General features: G+C 37.1%; 14 protein-coding genes. 11 read left to right on the forward strand and 3 right to left on the reverse strand.

Annotated elements, in window-relative coordinates; translation table 11 throughout:
* The first annotated feature begins 128 nt into the window (after window positions 1–128).
* From fadE to Q9317_RS03600, 8 genes are all read left to right on the forward strand, one after another.
* Window positions 129–1,334, forward strand: a complete 1,206-nt coding sequence (fadE, locus tag Q9317_RS03565; RefSeq protein WP_003099097.1) for an acyl-CoA dehydrogenase FadE — start codon at window positions 129–131, stop codon at window positions 1,332–1,334.
* A gap of 81 nt (window positions 1,335–1,415) precedes the next feature.
* Window positions 1,416–2,732, forward strand: coding sequence for an acetyl-CoA hydrolase/transferase family protein (locus Q9317_RS03570; protein ID WP_003099100.1), 1,317 nt, complete (start codon window positions 1,416–1,418; stop codon window positions 2,730–2,732).
* Window positions 2,733–2,746: 14 nt separating this feature from the next.
* Window positions 2,747–5,005 carry a 3-hydroxyacyl-CoA dehydrogenase/crotonase FadB gene (gene fadB, locus Q9317_RS03575; protein ID WP_003099102.1) on the forward strand — a complete coding sequence of 753 codons (2,259 nt, stop codon included), beginning with the start codon at window positions 2,747–2,749 and terminating at the stop codon, window positions 5,003–5,005.
* A 40-nt stretch (window positions 5,006–5,045) separates the two neighbouring features.
* Window positions 5,046–6,239 carry a thiolase family protein gene (locus tag Q9317_RS03580; protein WP_003099104.1) on the forward strand — a complete coding sequence of 398 codons (1,194 nt, stop codon included), beginning with the start codon at window positions 5,046–5,048 and terminating at the stop codon, window positions 6,237–6,239.
* 158 nt (window positions 6,240–6,397) lie between these two features.
* Complete coding sequence (locus tag Q9317_RS03585) at window positions 6,398–7,324, forward strand: LysR family transcriptional regulator (protein WP_003099107.1); 927 nt, start codon at window positions 6,398–6,400, stop codon at window positions 7,322–7,324.
* A 123-nt stretch (window positions 7,325–7,447) separates the two neighbouring features.
* The gene (locus tag Q9317_RS03590) at window positions 7,448–7,834 is read left to right on the forward strand and encodes a PaaI family thioesterase (protein ID WP_003099109.1); all 387 of its coding nucleotides are present in this window, start codon (window positions 7,448–7,450) and stop codon (window positions 7,832–7,834) included.
* Between the two features lie 126 nt (window positions 7,835–7,960).
* Window positions 7,961–8,617 (forward strand): ABC transporter ATP-binding protein, encoded by a 657-nt coding sequence (locus Q9317_RS03595; protein ID WP_003099110.1) that lies wholly within the window; start codon window positions 7,961–7,963, stop codon window positions 8,615–8,617.
* Window positions 8,614–9,387 (forward strand): ABC transporter permease, encoded by a 774-nt coding sequence (locus Q9317_RS03600; protein WP_003099111.1) that lies wholly within the window; start codon window positions 8,614–8,616, stop codon window positions 9,385–9,387. Before Q9317_RS03595 ends, Q9317_RS03600 begins: the two co-directional genes overlap by 4 nt.
* A 42-nt stretch (window positions 9,388–9,429) precedes the next feature.
* Here Q9317_RS03600 and Q9317_RS03605 read toward each other — a convergent pair whose 3' ends face one another.
* Window positions 9,430–10,914: a DUF1846 domain-containing protein gene (locus Q9317_RS03605; protein ID WP_003099114.1), complete on the reverse strand. Its 1,485-nt coding sequence runs from the start codon at window positions 10,912–10,914 to the stop codon at window positions 9,430–9,432.
* A gap of 317 nt (window positions 10,915–11,231) precedes the next feature.
* Here Q9317_RS03605 and Q9317_RS03610 point away from each other — a divergent pair, with 317 nt between their 5' ends.
* Both Q9317_RS03610 and Q9317_RS03615 read left to right on the forward strand, forming a co-directional pair.
* Complete coding sequence (locus tag Q9317_RS03610) at window positions 11,232–12,452, forward strand: MFS transporter (RefSeq protein WP_003099115.1); 1,221 nt, start codon at window positions 11,232–11,234, stop codon at window positions 12,450–12,452.
* 18 nt (window positions 12,453–12,470) lie between these two features.
* Complete coding sequence (locus Q9317_RS03615; protein ID WP_003099116.1) at window positions 12,471–12,977, forward strand: GNAT family N-acetyltransferase; 507 nt, start codon at window positions 12,471–12,473, stop codon at window positions 12,975–12,977.
* Between the two features lie 67 nt (window positions 12,978–13,044).
* On the opposite strand, the gene Q9317_RS03620 is transcribed toward Q9317_RS03615, so the two are convergent.
* Complete coding sequence (locus Q9317_RS03620; RefSeq protein WP_003099117.1) at window positions 13,045–13,407, reverse strand: thioesterase family protein; 363 nt, start codon at window positions 13,405–13,407, stop codon at window positions 13,045–13,047.
* 113 nt (window positions 13,408–13,520) lie between these two features.
* On the opposite strand from Q9317_RS03620, the gene Q9317_RS03625 reads away from it, so the two are divergent.
* The gene (locus tag Q9317_RS03625; RefSeq protein WP_003099118.1) at window positions 13,521–14,249 is read left to right on the forward strand and encodes a pseudouridine synthase; all 729 of its coding nucleotides are present in this window, start codon (window positions 13,521–13,523) and stop codon (window positions 14,247–14,249) included.
* 20 nt (window positions 14,250–14,269) lie between these two features.
* On the opposite strand, the gene Q9317_RS03630 is transcribed toward Q9317_RS03625, so the two are convergent.
* Entirely contained in the window at window positions 14,270–15,187 is a 918-nt protein-coding gene (locus tag Q9317_RS03630) for a magnesium transporter CorA family protein (protein ID WP_003099120.1), read from the reverse strand.
* Window positions 15,188–15,213: the final 26 nt, after the last annotated feature.

Here is a 15,213-nt window from a genome sequence, read left to right on the forward strand (position 1 = left end):
AAGTTACATAATACTTACTATTATCAAGCTTAATTTGTATTTTAGAGCTGGCTAACTTATAATGACATTGTAAGCGCTTAACTAATATTTTTAAGCACAGCCATTAAAAAAAGAAAAGGAGACATGCCATGTCTACAAAACAAGAAATGCTCAAAGAACTTTACCCTGAAGATGTTATGGGCTATTCCCAAGAATTAACTGAAGGAGAAGTTAAAAAATTAGCTCAAATTCGTGAACTTTTGGAAACAAAATACCGTCCACTTGTCAATGATTGTTGGATGAATGCAGAAGTTCCAGAAGGCTTCTTTCAAGATATGGGGAAAATGAATTATTTAAATGATCCACTCTTATTTGAAGGACGTCCAGGTGCCAAACGTCGCAGTGAAATGTACTTCGCCTTTATGTGTTATGAATTATCACGTTTTGACATTTCAATGAATACTTTTATAGGTGTTCATATCGGTCTTGGACATAACACTTTCTTATTTGGTGGGAGTGAAGAACAGGTTAACTATTATGTTCCAAAACTACAATCACATGAATTAATGACTTGTTTTGCATTAACAGAGCCAGAACATGGATCAGACGTTGCAGGTGGTCTTGCAACCACAGCAAAATTCGACGGGGAAAACTGGGTTATCAATGGTGAAAAACGTTGGATTGGTGGCGGTGCTGTAGCAGATGTTGTTCCAGTATTTGCACGTGACCTTGATACAAATGATGTCAAATGTTTCATTGTTGAAAAAGGTCAAGAAGGCTTCACAGCAGATGTGATTGAAAATAAAATTGCACTTCGCATCGTCCCAAATGCTAATCTTCATTTTAAAGATGTTAAGGTCCCAGAATCAAAACGTCTTCAAAAAATCAATGGCTTTAAAGACGTTGCTAAAATTCTTTATTCCACACGTGCTGGTGTAGCTGCGATGGCAGCAGGCGGTATGGGTGGTGCTTTACAAGCAACATTAAAATATGTCACCCAACGTAAACAGTTTGGCAAAGAAATTTCACAATACCAACTAATACAAGAAAAACTGGCAGTAATGCAGGCAAATACCATGTCAGGACTTGGCTATGCGACTCAATTAGCTCGTATGCAAGAATCAGGACAATACAGTGAAATTGCAACATCAATGGCTAAAATGTTTAATGCAACTCGCCTTCGTGAAACAGTTGCACTAGGACGTGGTGTCTGTGGTGGTAATGGAATTACTGTAGATTATGATATCGCTCGTTTCTTCTGTGATGCTGAAGCCATCTACACTTATGAAGGAACTCACGAAATCAATGCCTTGGTAATTGGACGTGCCTTAACTGGAAAACAAGCCTTTATCTAAGCAAAATAAGTCAAGTAAAGTTTGGGATATCTTATTCCAGCTTTACTTTTATATGTAAAAACTAGTAAAGAGGAGTAATCAATGACTGATAAGCAAGAATATAAAAAGAAAGTACTTGATATGCAAGAAGCTGTTAAACTGATTGCATCCAATGACCGTGTTATGGTCAGCCCTGCAGCTCAAATGCCAATTGAATTCCTAACACTTTTAGCTCAAAGATATGAAGAACTCGAAAATGTTAAGGTGTCCTCATCTTTCCCATTAGCTCCCTTACCATTTTTAATGGATCCAAGAGTTGCTGAAAAAATACATTTCACAGGATTTTTCATGGGGCCAGTGGATCGTAAGGTTTATCCTTTAGGCTTTGAATCCATGATGTCAGTGAATTTTTCAAATATCGGTAAGGCTATCAAAGAAGTTATTAAACCTAATGTCTACGTGACAACAGTTTCTCCAATGGATGATGATGGCTATTTTAATTTTGGACCAATGGGAACTTCAATTGGACGGGAATGTACAGAGTTTTGTGAGAAAATCATTGTTCAAGTGTCTCAGAAAGTTCCACGTGTCAATGGTGAGAACACACGCATTCATCTATCAGAAATTGATTATATCATTGAAAAAGATTTTGAAATGATGCCATTACCAGAGCCAAAACCTAAAGATGTGGATCAAGAAATTGCAAAATTAATTGTTCCTAAAATCAAAGATGGATCCACCATCCAAATTGGTTTCGGTGGCCTGTCAGGGGCAGTATCCTATGGGCTTAAATCTAAGAAGAACTTGTCTGTTCATACGGAAATGATCACAGAATCCATGAAATACTTAGCAGAAGTAGGAGCAATAACTGGTAAAATCAAGGGAGGTTTCGCCTTTGGATCCAATGAGCTCTACAATTGGACAGGAGATAACCCACAAGTTGAGGTTGATTTAGTATCTCACGTTAATCAGGCATTTGAAGTAGGAAAGTATGATGATTTTGTTTCCATTAATGCTTGTCTAATGGTTGACCTTACAGGTCAAGTGGTCTCAGAAGGTTCAGGTCATCGCATCGTTAGTTCAGTTGGAGGGGCTAGTGATTTTGTCCGTGGAGCTGGTGCTTCAAATGGTGGACAAAGCTTCATTTGTGTTGCCTCAACAAGAATCGATGAAGAAACCGGCCAAGTCTATTCAAATATTGTCTCGGAATTTGAGCCAGGAACACCTATTTCTGTTCCTAGAGCTGATGTGATGACCATTGTTACAGAATATGGTATCGCAGACCTTTACAATAAAACAATGGAAGAGCGTGCTATGGCCTTGATTGAGGTTGCTCATCCAGATTTTCGTGCAGAGCTCAGGGATAAAGCAGCAAAAGCTGGTATCTTACGACAATTCCAAGATAAATTTCACAATTAAAAGGAGGAAAAAGAATGACTATTTCTAAAGCAAGCGTCTTAGGCGCTGGAGTAATGGGTAGCCAAATTGCTGCTTTGTTAGTTAATGCAGGGCTGCAAGTTGAATTGCTCGATATTGTTATTGATGACAATGATAAAAATAAATTATCAAAAGGCGCATACGACCGTATCACACACCCTAAAAAAGGCCTCCTATATGATCCGTCATTTGCTTCAAATTTAAGCTATAGTAATTTTACAGATGCTCTTGAAAAAGAAAGTGATTCTGACTTATTTATTGAGGCAGTAGCAGAAAAAATCGATATCAAACATGACCTTTGGTCAAAAGTAGCAAAAATCGCTAAAAAAGATGCCATTCTTGCTACCAATACTTCTGGCATTCCAATTGAATTTATTGCCAAGGTATTGGATGACACAACTCGTCAACGCTTTATTGGCATGCACTTCTTTAACCCACCACGTTTTATGAAATTGGTTGAATTGATTCCAAACACAAAAACTTCCCAAGAAACGATTGATCGTTTGACAGAATTCACAGTCAACTGCTTAGGTAAAGGAATTGTTCCTGCTAATGATGTTCCAGGTTTTATTGCTAACCGTATCGGAACTTACACGTCAAATGATGTCATGTTACGTGCTCAGAAATCTGGTTTATCTATTCAAGAAGTGGACACTTTAACAGGAGAATACATTGGTCGACCAAAACTTGGAACCTTTAAACTTGGTGACATGGTTGGCTTAGATATTGCTTACAATGTTATTCGTGGTATGTTGCAAGACCCATCGGAACAAGATTTCTTCAAAGTTCCCGAAACACTTGAAAAAATGGTTGCTGCTAAAATGCTTGGAAATAAAACCAAACAAGGTTTCTATAAAAAAGAAGGCCGGGAGCGTTTTGTCATTGACCCTGAAAGCTTAACCTATAAACCTCTGGAAAAAATTCATCTTCCTATTCAAGAAAAATTGGGCCGTAAGTTGAAAGAGAATTTAAAAGTTATCTTTGATGCTGAAGACAAAGAGGGGATTTTCCTTTGGGAAACCTTGCGTAATGTCTTTTATTATTCAGCAGTTAATGTCCCAAAAGCAGCCAATGATTATAAAAACATTGACCGAGCAATTGTTTGGGGCTATAACTGGAAATTAGGACCTTTCCAACTTTGGGATTTAATGGGCTTTGAACAGGTTAAAGAACGTATGCAAAGGGAACTTGGTCAATTGCCGCAATGGATTGAAAAACGCACAGAAAACTTCTATCAAAGAGGTGAAACAATCAATCATATCAGCCCTATAGAAACTAAGATTGAAAGAGAAATTTGGAATAAGCCAGATACTAATCTTTCTGTCATAAATGGGCAACAGTTGCTTCTTAGAATGCAGACACCTGCTAATTCTATTACTCCGGGATTCTCACAAGATTTGGCTGATGCTGTTGATAGGCTTGAAAACGAAAATTACACTAGCATGGTTCTTTATTCAAATGGTGCAAACTTCTGTGTTGGTGCAAACTTAATGGGCATGAAACAAGCCATTGAAGAAAATAAGGTTACTGAATTTATTGCACCTGGAGTAGATGTCCTTCAAAATGCAGTGAAACGTGTGCGTTACTCATCAAAACCCATTGTAACGGCTGCTCAAGGTCGTGCATTAGGTGGAGGGGCAGAGCTTCTTTTAGCATCACCATTTGTTGTAGCTGCTGCTGAAACCTATATGGGTCTTGTTGAGGTAGGTGTTGGCTTGATTCCATCTGGTGGTGGCGTTGCAGAATTGACTGAGCGTATTCTTAAGGTGACTGAGACACCTGCAAACCGTTTTGCACGACTTGCCAAATTGGTTCAACAAATTTCTTCTGCCTATGTCTCAATGAATGCCTATGAGGCAAAAGCTGAAGGCTTCCTTCGTGAACGAGATGTTATTGTTCAAAATGAAGAATTACGGGTGTATGCAGCACTTGAATTAGCTCAATTTTATTCAGAATATGGTTATCAAGCAGCTAAAAAATATACCTACATTGCACCAGGACGAGACTTCAAGGCAGTAGTAGAGTCCAACTTGGATGCCATGAGACTAGGCCACTTTATCAGTGATTATGATATGGAAATTGGAATGGCTGTGGCTGATATAGTAGCAGGTGGTGATCTTCCGCGTAATACTTATATTAATCATGATTACCTACTTGGTTTAGAAAAGAAAAACTTTTTAACATTAAGTGCTAATCAAAAAACATATGAACGTATTACTCATATGCTTGCTACAAAACGCCCACTTCGTAATTAAACAGTGTGGTATAGAATGGAATTGAGAAGGAGAAAATAATATGCATGAAGCTTATATTGTAGCCTACGGCCGTTCTGCAATTGGCAAGGGCAATGCTAAGGGAGCATATGCTCATAGTCGTCCAGATGATGTTGCAGCGGACGTTTTAAAAGGTGTCATTGCCCGTGTTGAAGGTGATTTTGATCCCAAATATATTGAAGATGTTATCGTTGGTTGTTCATTCCCAGAAGCTATGCAAGGAATTAACTTTGCAAGAACAATCGCCTTGAGAGCAGGCCTACCACATAGTGTAGCAGGTCAAACCGTTAACCGTTTTTGTTCCTCAGGACTTCAAACCATTGCAACAGCAGCAAATGCTATTATGGCAGGACAAGCTAATTGTATGGTAGCAGGTGGAGTTGAGTTTATGTCTGCTGTTCCAATGGGTGGAGGTGAACCAACTGTGAATCCAACACTCCAAAAACAAGATGTCGGTGCGTCCTATCCAATGGGACTTACAGCTGAAAACGTTGCTGAAAAATATCATATTAGCCGTGAAGATCAAGATTATTTTGGTGCACAAAGTCATCAAAAGGCCCATCTTGCTCAAATCAATGGCAAATTTGAAAACGAAATTGTCCCCGTTGAAATCGAGCAAGTTAAATACACTGCTAAGGGACCAGAAGTGTACAAAGAAGAATTTAAGACTGACCAAGGTATTCGTCCAGAGTCTACACCTGAATCTTTAGGAAAACTAAGAACAGTCTTTAAAGCAGACGGCTCAGTGACAGCAGCAACTTCATCACAAATTTCTGATGGAGCAGCCTTTGTGGTTTTAATGTCTAAAGAAATGATTGAGCAATTGCATATTAAACCAATTGCACGTTTTGTAGGTTTTAAAGCAGTAGGTGTTGACCCTAAAGTTATGGGTATTGGACCAGCCTATGCTATTCCAGAAGTTTTAGAAAGTGCTAATCTTGACTTAAAAGATATTGATTTGATTGAACTTAATGAAGCATTTGCTGCACAAGCTTTAGCATCAGCGCGTGAGCTTGGCATCAATATGGACATTACTAACGTAAATGGGGGCGCAATTGCACTAGGACACCCATTAGGAGCAACTGGAGCAATTTTAACATCGCGTCTACTTTCTGAAATGAGCAAACGTCCAGAAACAAGATATGGTTTAGTGTCAATGTGTATTGGTGTAGGTATGGGTGCTGCTGGTATCTATGAGTATGTTGGCGATCGTTAAATTAAGATTAAAATCCTATGGTAGTTATTATTAAAAGCCTTTCTAGTTTTTTAGAGAGGCTTTTAATGTTCAGAAAAAAAGAATTTATTTCCTTGAAGGCTGTTCTACTTTCCACTATAATTAGGGAAAAGACCCAAAGTTTAGAATAAGAGGACACAATGAAACTAGATATTCCCCAGATGAATTATTTAATAGCCATCGTTGATGCAGATTTTAACCTTTCAGATGCAGCCAAACAGATTTATGTGACCCAATCAACGCTAAGTCAGTTTATTTCTAACTTTGAAAAAAGTGAAAATGTCCAATTGTTTAACCGAAAAAATGGTCGACTAACCAGCTTAACGCCAATTGGGAAACACATGTATAAAGAAGTCTTAGCAATTGTGACAAAATTTGATGCCATTGATAACATGATAACTAATGAAGGAAAAAAACGTAAAGGCATGATTCGGATTGGTATTCCAACAACCTTATTACGAATCTTGTTTACCAGATTTTTCCCCAATTTTTTAATGCAAAATCCTGACATTCAAATCGAAATAGTTGAAGAAGATACCAAAAAATTAAGGCAAATGCTTTTGGACAATGAATTGCATTTTGCAATGATTGAAGAACCAACAAAATTAGATGAGAAAAAATTTGAACAACACCTGGTTCTCTTATCTGAGATTGCAGCATTTATGAGACCACAAAGTCCACTAGCTAAAAAAAATAAGCTAAGCTGGTCGGACTTAGATGATCAATTTATTACCATTTTAAATGAGGACTTTGCTTCAAATGCACAAATTGTTGAAAAATTGGAAAGTGTTCATTCAAAGGCCAAGCTGTTAATGACCTCATCGAGTTGGGATTATCTGGTAGAATCAAGTGCTATCAACGATGTGATTGCAATCTTGCCAACAGCTCGCTTTAACCGTTACATCGAGCGCCTTAATTACATAGGTATTGTCGAAAAACGCTTTGAGGATCCCATACCCGTAAAACCGATGCTTTGTCGTCCTATTAAAACTAAATATAGCGTAGCTGAACATTATGTTTTTGAAACCATGCTTAAAGGCTTTTACCATTTGACAGACACCAAATAAGGTATCAGACAGTAAGAATTCACAAAATTTAAGAGCTTTCAAGCATGGAAGATAGTAAGAGATGCCATTTGTAGTATAATAAAACATAGCAAAAGCTAAAATAGTCAGTTAAAAGGTAGGAAGATGAAAGAATTTAAAATGAAAGAAATTAAGGTTTTTGAAAACTATCAAGCTGTAACCTTAGAAACAGGACATGTTATTGTGACAACAGAAGTGGTTGAAGATTCCCTCAACTACCATCAAACAGCACACGGAGGTTACCTCTTTACCTTAGCAGATCAGATTTCTGGCGCTGTCTGTGTGTCAACGGGCTATGACGCAGTAACGCAACAAGCCAATATTAATTACCTTAAGCCTGCTCTTATAGGAGAAGTCTTAACCATTGATGGCAAATGCATTCATAATGGGAAATCAACCAAGGTTAATGAAGTGATTATTCGAAACCAAAAAGGCCAAGATGTGATTAAAGCGACCTTCACCATGTTTGTCCTTGGAAAAAGAGAAGCCTAACAGTTAGTCCAACTAACTGTTTTTTTAAGCCTTTCATCTGACATTTTCTCTAAGAAGTGGTAAACTAGTAAATAAGAATGATTATAATTAAGAAACATGTATTAGAGGGAATGAAAGGAGACGACCATGTCGTTATTAGTATTTGATCATGTCTGTTTCACATCAGATGGAAAAGATATTATTAAAGATGTCACTTTTGCTGTTGAAAAAGGAGATTTTATTTCCATTGTTGGTCCATCAGGAGGAGGAAAGAGTACCCTACTCAAACTAGCTAGTCATCTCTTGAGTCCAAGTCAAGGAAAAATAGTATTTGAGGGGAAAGACAGTGCATCTGTTGATCCTATCATATTACGTCAAGCTATTTCTTATTGTTTTCAAACACCCTATCTTTTTGGAAAAGTTGTTAAAGATGATATTGCTTATCCCTTTAGTATTAGACATCAAGCTTATGATGATAAGCGCGTCAAGGAACTTTTTGAGCTCTTTCAAATGGACTTAGCTTACTTAGAACAGGATGTTAAAAAACTTTCAGGTGGTGAAAAACAACGCATTGCCTTAATTCGTCAACTCTTATTTATGCCTCAAATATTACTTCTAGATGAGGTCACATCAGCTTTAGATGCTCAAAATAAAGTCTTAGTTGAAGAAGTTATTAAAACCTTACATGACCAAGGGATTACAATTCTTTGGATAACGCATGATGAAGCACAGAGTCGTAAATATGCTAATAAAATCCTGACCCTTGTTTCGGGGCAGTTGGAATCAATGGAGGTCATCAAATGAGTGGTGCAGATAATATTTCCCTTACATCTTTGCTAATTGCATCGTCCTTAGTTCTCATCACCCTTTTCTTTTCTTATTGGCAAAAGCTCAAACTTGAAAAAGAAATTGTGATTAGTGCCATTAGAGCAGTCCTTCAATTATTAGTGGTTGGTTTTGTTCTGGATTATATCTTTGGCTATAACAATCCTATTTTTACAGCTCTATTATTACTTTTTATGATTGTTAATGCCTCGCAAAATGCCTCTAAAAGAGGTCAGGGGATTAAAAATGGTTTTAAAATTTCCTTTATTGCCATTTCCTTAGGAGCTTTTACAACTCTTGCTATTTTAATTGCTTCGGGTATCCTAAGCTTTGTTCCGGGGCAAATGATTCCAGTTGGTGGCATGATAATTAGCAATTCAATGGTTGCTATTGGTCTTTGCTATAAGCAACTCTTGTCTGATTTTCAAGGGAAACAAGAAGAAGTAGAGACAAAATTAGCATTAGGAGCAGATATTTTACCAGCTTCCATTGATATTATTAGAGACGTTATTAAAACAGGCATGATTCCAACCATTGATTCAGCAAAAACCTTAGGGATTGTTTCTCTTCCAGGGATGATGACGGGGTTAATTCTAGCAGGGACCTCTCCTATTCAAGCGGTTAAATATCAAATGATGGTCACCTTTATGCTTTTAGCTACAACGTCGATTGCATCATTTGTAGCAACTTACCTTTCCTATAAGGGCTTCTTTAATCAGCGCAAGCAATTAGTCGTCAAAAGAAGCTAATAGAGTAAAAAAATCGGAATTCATAGGAATCCCGGTTTTCTTTTATTTATGATAAAGTTTATTTTGTTGATAAACAGGATCGAAAGTCACATTCACGCCTAATTTCCGCAGAACATTTTTGTCTTCGTCTGTAAGGGTCACTGTTGAATGGGCTTCGCTGCCATTTAGTTTTCCAAGTTCTTTCATGGCTAAGTCAGCTTCAGGACTATTCATTGCAGTAATAGCTAGCGCAATCAGAATCTCGTTAGAGTGTAAACGCGGGTTTTGACTGCCCAAATGCTCAACCTTAAGACCTTGGATAGGTTTAACATATTCTGGTTCAATTAAGTGAGTTTGTTTATCAATATGAGCTAATTTTTTAATGGCATTGATAACCACTGCAGCAGTTGGACCAAACAATTCTGATGTTTTTCCAGTTACGATTTGGCCATCTGGTAATTCTAGGGCAAGTGCAGGTGCGCCTGTTTTTTCAGCTTTTTCACGAGCCACAACCGTTACTTTTCGGTCTTCTGGACTCACACCAATATCATTCATTAAAAGTTCAATTTTCTTAACAGCAGAAGCTGAGACACGTTCAGCCTTAAAATCAACCAAAGTTTGGTAGTATCGTCTAATAATTTCTTGTTTTGAAGCTTCAATGGCTGCTTTTTCATCAACAATAGAGTAGCCCACCATATTAACCCCCATATCCGTTGGTGAGGCATATGGTGATTGTTTTAAGATGCGTTCAAAAGTACGATTTAAAACGGGGAACACTTCAATATCACGGTTGTAGTTAACAGCAGTTTTACCATAAGTTTCCAAGTGGAAAGGGTCAATCATGTTAACATCGTCCAAGTCAGCAGTTGCAGCTTCATAGGCAAGGTTAACAGGGTGGTGCAGTGGTAGATTCCATACGGGGAAGGTTTCAAATTTAGCATAACCAGATGTGATACCATTGATTTGGTCATGGTAAATTTGTGACATGCAAGTCGCAAGTTTACCAGAACCAGGTCCAGGGGCAGTTACCACAATTAAATTTCGACTTGTTTTGATGTAATCATTTTTCCCCATACCTTCTGCTGAAATGATATGATTGATATCAGTTGGATAGCCCTTAATTGGGTAGTGGAGGTAAGAAGCAATATCGTTTTTATCTAATTGCTTGCGGAAAAGGTCGGCTGCAGCTTGGTTATTGTATTGTGTGATAACCACTGAACCAACATAGATATCTAAAGCATTGAAAGTATCAATTAAACGAAAAACTTCTTGATCGTAGGAAATACCAAGGTCCCCACGTGCTTTAGAGTGTTCAATATTATTAGCGTTAATGGTAATGACAATTTCAACTTGATCTTTGAGTTCTTTTAATAATTTGATTTTATTATCAGGTTCATAACCAGGAAGCACACGGGCAGCGTGGTAATCTTCCAACATTTTGCCTCCAAATTCCATATAGAGTTTGCCATCAAATTGACTAATACGCTCTAGAATATGGTCACGTTGTAATGTTAAATATTTTTCAGAATCAAATGCTTTTTGTGTCATGTCTTTTTTCACCTCTGATAAGCATTATACCAAAGATGTAGAGTCTTGTGAAAGGTTTTAAGTAAAATAAGATGAATTTCTAGTTCAAATTGTTCTTGACAATCTCAAGCAGGTATTTTATACTAGGTACAATTAAATACTGCTTTAAACATGTCCCGTGAGTCATGAAAGTCCTTAAAGAAGAGATACCCTAGGTAGACTCTCATTTTTTGCAGACCTGAACTGACTCCGTGACCATGTGCCGGAGTCTTTTTTGGCCTTAAAGGGTGTTCAATTAATTAAGGTAGTCAGAGAGCTACTATTAAAAGGAGAGACTTATGTCAAACATGTCTTTAGACAAGAACAACCGTCGTGCTCTTGTCAGTGCAATTGTCGCTTCCGGAACGGATGATTTGAATGTTATGTTCTTGGCATTTTCCATGTCATCTATTATCACTGAATTGGGCATAACAGGAGCTCAAGGTGGATGGATCGCAACCATTACAAACTTAGGAATGTTACTTGGAGGCTTGGTTTTTGGTCTTTTGGCTGATAGGCACCATAAGTTCACTGTTTTTAAGTGGACAATTGTAGTATTCTCGTTAGCAACGGGCTTGATTTACTTTACCAAATCTTTGGAATATTTGTATTTGATGCGTTTTATTGCTGGAATAGGAGTTGGTGGTGAATATGGTGTTGCTATTGCTATAATGGCTGGGATTGTTCCTTCTGAAAAAATGGGTCGCATTTCCTCTCTTAATGGCATAGCAGGACAAATTGGCTCCATCAGTTCAGCCTTACTGGCAGGATGGTTAGCTCCAACCCTAGGTTGGAAAGGGCTCTTCTTATTTGGATTAGCCCCAATCTTATTGGTTATTTGGATGAGTCTTTTTATTGATGATAGCAAGATTTGGGATCATGGTGTCTTAGATGGTGATGAGACAAGCCAGCCTGTCAAAATAAGTCAACTCTTTAAAACGCCAGCGCTGACAGCACAAACTTTAGCCCTTATGGTGATGACAACTGTTCAAATTGCTGGTTATTTCGGTATGATGAACTGGTTGCCAACAATTATTCAAACCAGTTTAAACATTTCAGTAAAAGATTCATCACTGTGGATGGTATCCACCATCTTAGGGATGTGTCTGGGAATGTTAACTTTTGGTCAAATCTTAGACAAATTTGGGCCAAGGTTAGTTTACTCAGTTTTCCTTCTTTCATCATCAGTTTGTGTTTACCTCTTTCAATTTGCCAATTCAATGCCTAGCATGTTAATTGGTGGAGCGATTGTTGGCTTCTTTGTAAATGGTATGTTTGCTGGTTATGGAGCTATGATTACACGCCTTTATCCACACCATATTAGGGCAACGGCAAATAATCTTATTTTAAATGTCGGACGAGCAGTGGGTGGTTTTTCATCAGTAATTATTGGCAAAATATTGGATATATCTGGAATTCCCATGGTAATGCTTTTTCTTGCCTCACTCTACCTCATCAGTTTTATAGCTATGCTAACTATCAAAAGCTTGTCATCACAGTATTATCAAAAATTACAATAAGCAAAAAAGGACAATCAAATGACTGATAGATGTGTTCGTGCTAGTATTAGTCAAATGGAAGAAAAATGGAATACAGAAATTGCTAACCATCCTAATAATCCTAATTGGATCAATTGGAAGGCAGAATTTATTGAGGCACAAGTTAATGGCGAGCCTTGTTATTATTACGGTATTTTAAATGGTAAGATTATAACAGAAGCTACTGCAGCTTTTAGCCCTAAAGGAATTCAAAATGCTGATGGACTTATTTCAAATCATAGGGCTTATGTAATGGCCTTTCGAACAGTGGCAGAAGAAGAAGGCAAGGGCTATTTTTCACAACTTTTTCAATTTATCTTATCTGATTTGAAAAAGCGAGGTTATCAAGAAGTCACTCTTGGTGTTGAGCCAAGAGAAAAACGAAACAATGCCATATATAAAAAATGGGGTTTCAACAAACACATTAAAACAGCAATTGAGTATTATGGAAATGACTTAAAAAATGGTGTTGAGGTCAATTATTATTTGAAAGGAATAGAAAGTTGATGACAGAATAACAGGACTGTCTCACTAACAAAATCACCAAAAAGTCCTTAGTGTAAACTGAGGACTTTTAAAGGTTATTCATAAATCTTTCTTTTATGACTTTGACACGTCTATGACTAGCTTTACCTATAAGTTCATGATTAACATAGGCTTCTAAAAGGAAGTCATATTTTCGACCTTCCTCTTTGAATTCTGTGATAATAACTGTTACCTTTTCTCCAATTTTTGAAGCTTTGCAGTGCTCAAGCGACATCTCAACACCAACAGTTGTTGCACAATCCTCATTAATAGTTTCTTGAGCAAAGTGATAAGCTGTATTTTCCATAAAACATATCAGAGCTGGTGAAGCAAGGACCTGTAACTCTCCTGACCCCATTTCCTTGGCAGAATGTTTAGATTCTGTATCAAATAGTTGTGAATACTGTTGCATATCAAATCTCCTTTTGCAACTATTATAATACATAAGATTATTCCAGTCATGAAGGAAGCGTGATTTATGCTATACTAAACTAAAGAGAAATAGATAAGTATCAGGAGTAAGGGATGCGTTTAGATAAATTTTTAGTGGATGCTGGAGTAGGTAGTCGTAGTCAGGTTAAAGAACTTTTGAAGAAAAAGAAAATCACTGTTAATGGCAAAGTTATCACTTCTGCAAAAGAACAAATTAAGGAAAAGGAAGATCATGTGGTCTACAAAGACCAAACAATTATGTATGAGGATTTTCTTTATTATATGCTCAATAAACCAGCAGGAGTCATCTCAGCTACTGAAGATAAAGAGCATCAAACAGTAGTAGACCTACTAGATCAAAGAGCAGTCCAAAAGAAAGTTTTTCCAGTTGGTCGTCTTGATAAAGATACCCATGGTTTATTGCTTTTGACAAATAATGGTGGTCTTGCTCATGAGCTTTTATCTCCTAAAAAACATGTGGATAAGGTTTATATAGCTAAAGTTTCTGGGATAATGACATCAAAAGACCAAGAAGCATTCGCTAATGGTATAGAGTTATCAGACCATCATTGTCTTCCAGCAAAGTTAGAGATATTAAGTTCTAACAGTGATCAACACGTTTCTGAGGTGAAAATTACTATCAAAGAAGGGAAATTTCACCAAATCAAACGAATGGTAAAAGCCTGTGGAAAAGAAGTCACAGACTTACAGCGGCTTAGCATGGGACCAGTGACCTTGGACCCTAAACTTGCTTTAGGGCATTTTAGACGATTAACAGAAGATGAAGTCGCAGCCTTATGCCAAAATCAAGCAAAAAACTGAGAACTTAAATTCTCAGTTTTTTAGAGCCATTTTTTTAATTTGACAAATAAAATGGAAGAAATAAAGAGGGTTATGGCAAAGCCAATTACAAAAGGATAACCCCAAACACTATTAAGTTCAGGCATATACTTAAAATTCATACCATACCAGCCAACTAAGATGGTTAAGGGCATGCAAGAAGTGGTTACGATGGTTAAAGTTGCCATAATCTTATTTTGTTTCATTTCCAGTTGAGATTTGGACAACTCTCTGATTTGAATAATGGTTTCTCTCAAGGTTAAAACAGTTGACTCTAAACGAGAAACTCTCTGGGAAAACAAGTGGAAAAAACGCAATTGATCCTCTTGAAAAAAATTATTATCATTCTCATAAAATTCTTGAGAAAGATCAATCAACTGCCCATAGTGTAGGTTGAGCTTAGTTAATTTCCGACGCAGTTGGTTTAAAGAAGGGTCACTTTGAAAAGCCTTACCATTTAAAATATCCTCCTCAAGTTGATCCAAAACTTTATCGTAGGATTCTAACAATTCTAAATCACCTTTTATTAAATACTCTAAAAAATCATATAAAAAACGTTCTAGACTAGGATGTTTCCACTTTTTGGTTTTTTGGATAGCTTTAACAATATGCCCGGCGTCATTATGCTGATCAATGAAAATGATGCCTCTTTGATCTAAAACAAATGAAAAATCACTGGCTTCGCCTAAGAGATCGTCTTTCTTAGGAATTTTAAAAGTCCCGGTGAGAGAATCCAAATTCACTTCGGCCTTTGTTGAACTGGCATGATGAACATTAAAATCGATATCAATGCCCATTCCAAAATCATGCTGTAAGGCTAACCATTCTTCAGGATTTAAGACCGCAACAAAAGGCTCTTTATTTTTTAGGCAATGGTCAAAAGTAGTTGGTGTTAATTTTTCGGATAGTTGATAATACATAGGCTCATTATAATATAAAATAGTCA

This window comes from Streptococcus iniae, from assembly GCF_030732225.1.
GTDB classification, from domain to species: domain Bacteria; phylum Bacillota; class Bacilli; order Lactobacillales; family Streptococcaceae; genus Streptococcus; species Streptococcus iniae.

Bases quoted from the DNA above. Each gene is read 5' to 3' on its own strand.
- fadE (WP_003099097.1), top strand. From the start codon at position 129: ATGTCTACAAAACAAGAAATGCTCAAAGAACTTTACCCTGAAGATGTT.
- Q9317_RS03570 (WP_003099100.1), top strand. From the start codon at position 1,416: ATGACTGATAAGCAAGAATATAAAAAGAAAGTACTTGATATGCAAGAA.
- fadB (WP_003099102.1), top strand. From the start codon at position 2,747: ATGACTATTTCTAAAGCAAGCGTCTTAGGCGCTGGAGTAATGGGTAGC.
- Q9317_RS03580 (WP_003099104.1), top strand. From the start codon at position 5,046: ATGCATGAAGCTTATATTGTAGCCTACGGCCGTTCTGCAATTGGCAAG.
- Q9317_RS03585 (WP_003099107.1), top strand. From the start codon at position 6,398: ATGAAACTAGATATTCCCCAGATGAATTATTTAATAGCCATCGTTGAT.
- Q9317_RS03590 (WP_003099109.1), top strand. From the start codon at position 7,448: ATGAAAGAATTTAAAATGAAAGAAATTAAGGTTTTTGAAAACTATCAA.
- Q9317_RS03595 (WP_003099110.1), top strand. From the start codon at position 7,961: ATGTCGTTATTAGTATTTGATCATGTCTGTTTCACATCAGATGGAAAA.
- Q9317_RS03600 (WP_003099111.1), top strand. From the start codon at position 8,614: ATGAGTGGTGCAGATAATATTTCCCTTACATCTTTGCTAATTGCATCG.
- Q9317_RS03605 (WP_003099114.1), bottom strand. From the start codon at position 10,914: ATGACACAAAAAGCATTTGATTCTGAAAAATATTTAACATTACAACGT.
- Q9317_RS03610 (WP_003099115.1), top strand. From the start codon at position 11,232: ATGTCAAACATGTCTTTAGACAAGAACAACCGTCGTGCTCTTGTCAGT.
- Q9317_RS03615 (WP_003099116.1), top strand. From the start codon at position 12,471: ATGACTGATAGATGTGTTCGTGCTAGTATTAGTCAAATGGAAGAAAAA.
- Q9317_RS03620 (WP_003099117.1), bottom strand. From the start codon at position 13,407: ATGCAACAGTATTCACAACTATTTGATACAGAATCTAAACATTCTGCC.
- Q9317_RS03625 (WP_003099118.1), top strand. From the start codon at position 13,521: ATGCGTTTAGATAAATTTTTAGTGGATGCTGGAGTAGGTAGTCGTAGT.
- Q9317_RS03630 (WP_003099120.1), bottom strand. From the start codon at position 15,187: ATGTATTATCAACTATCCGAAAAATTAACACCAACTACTTTTGACCAT.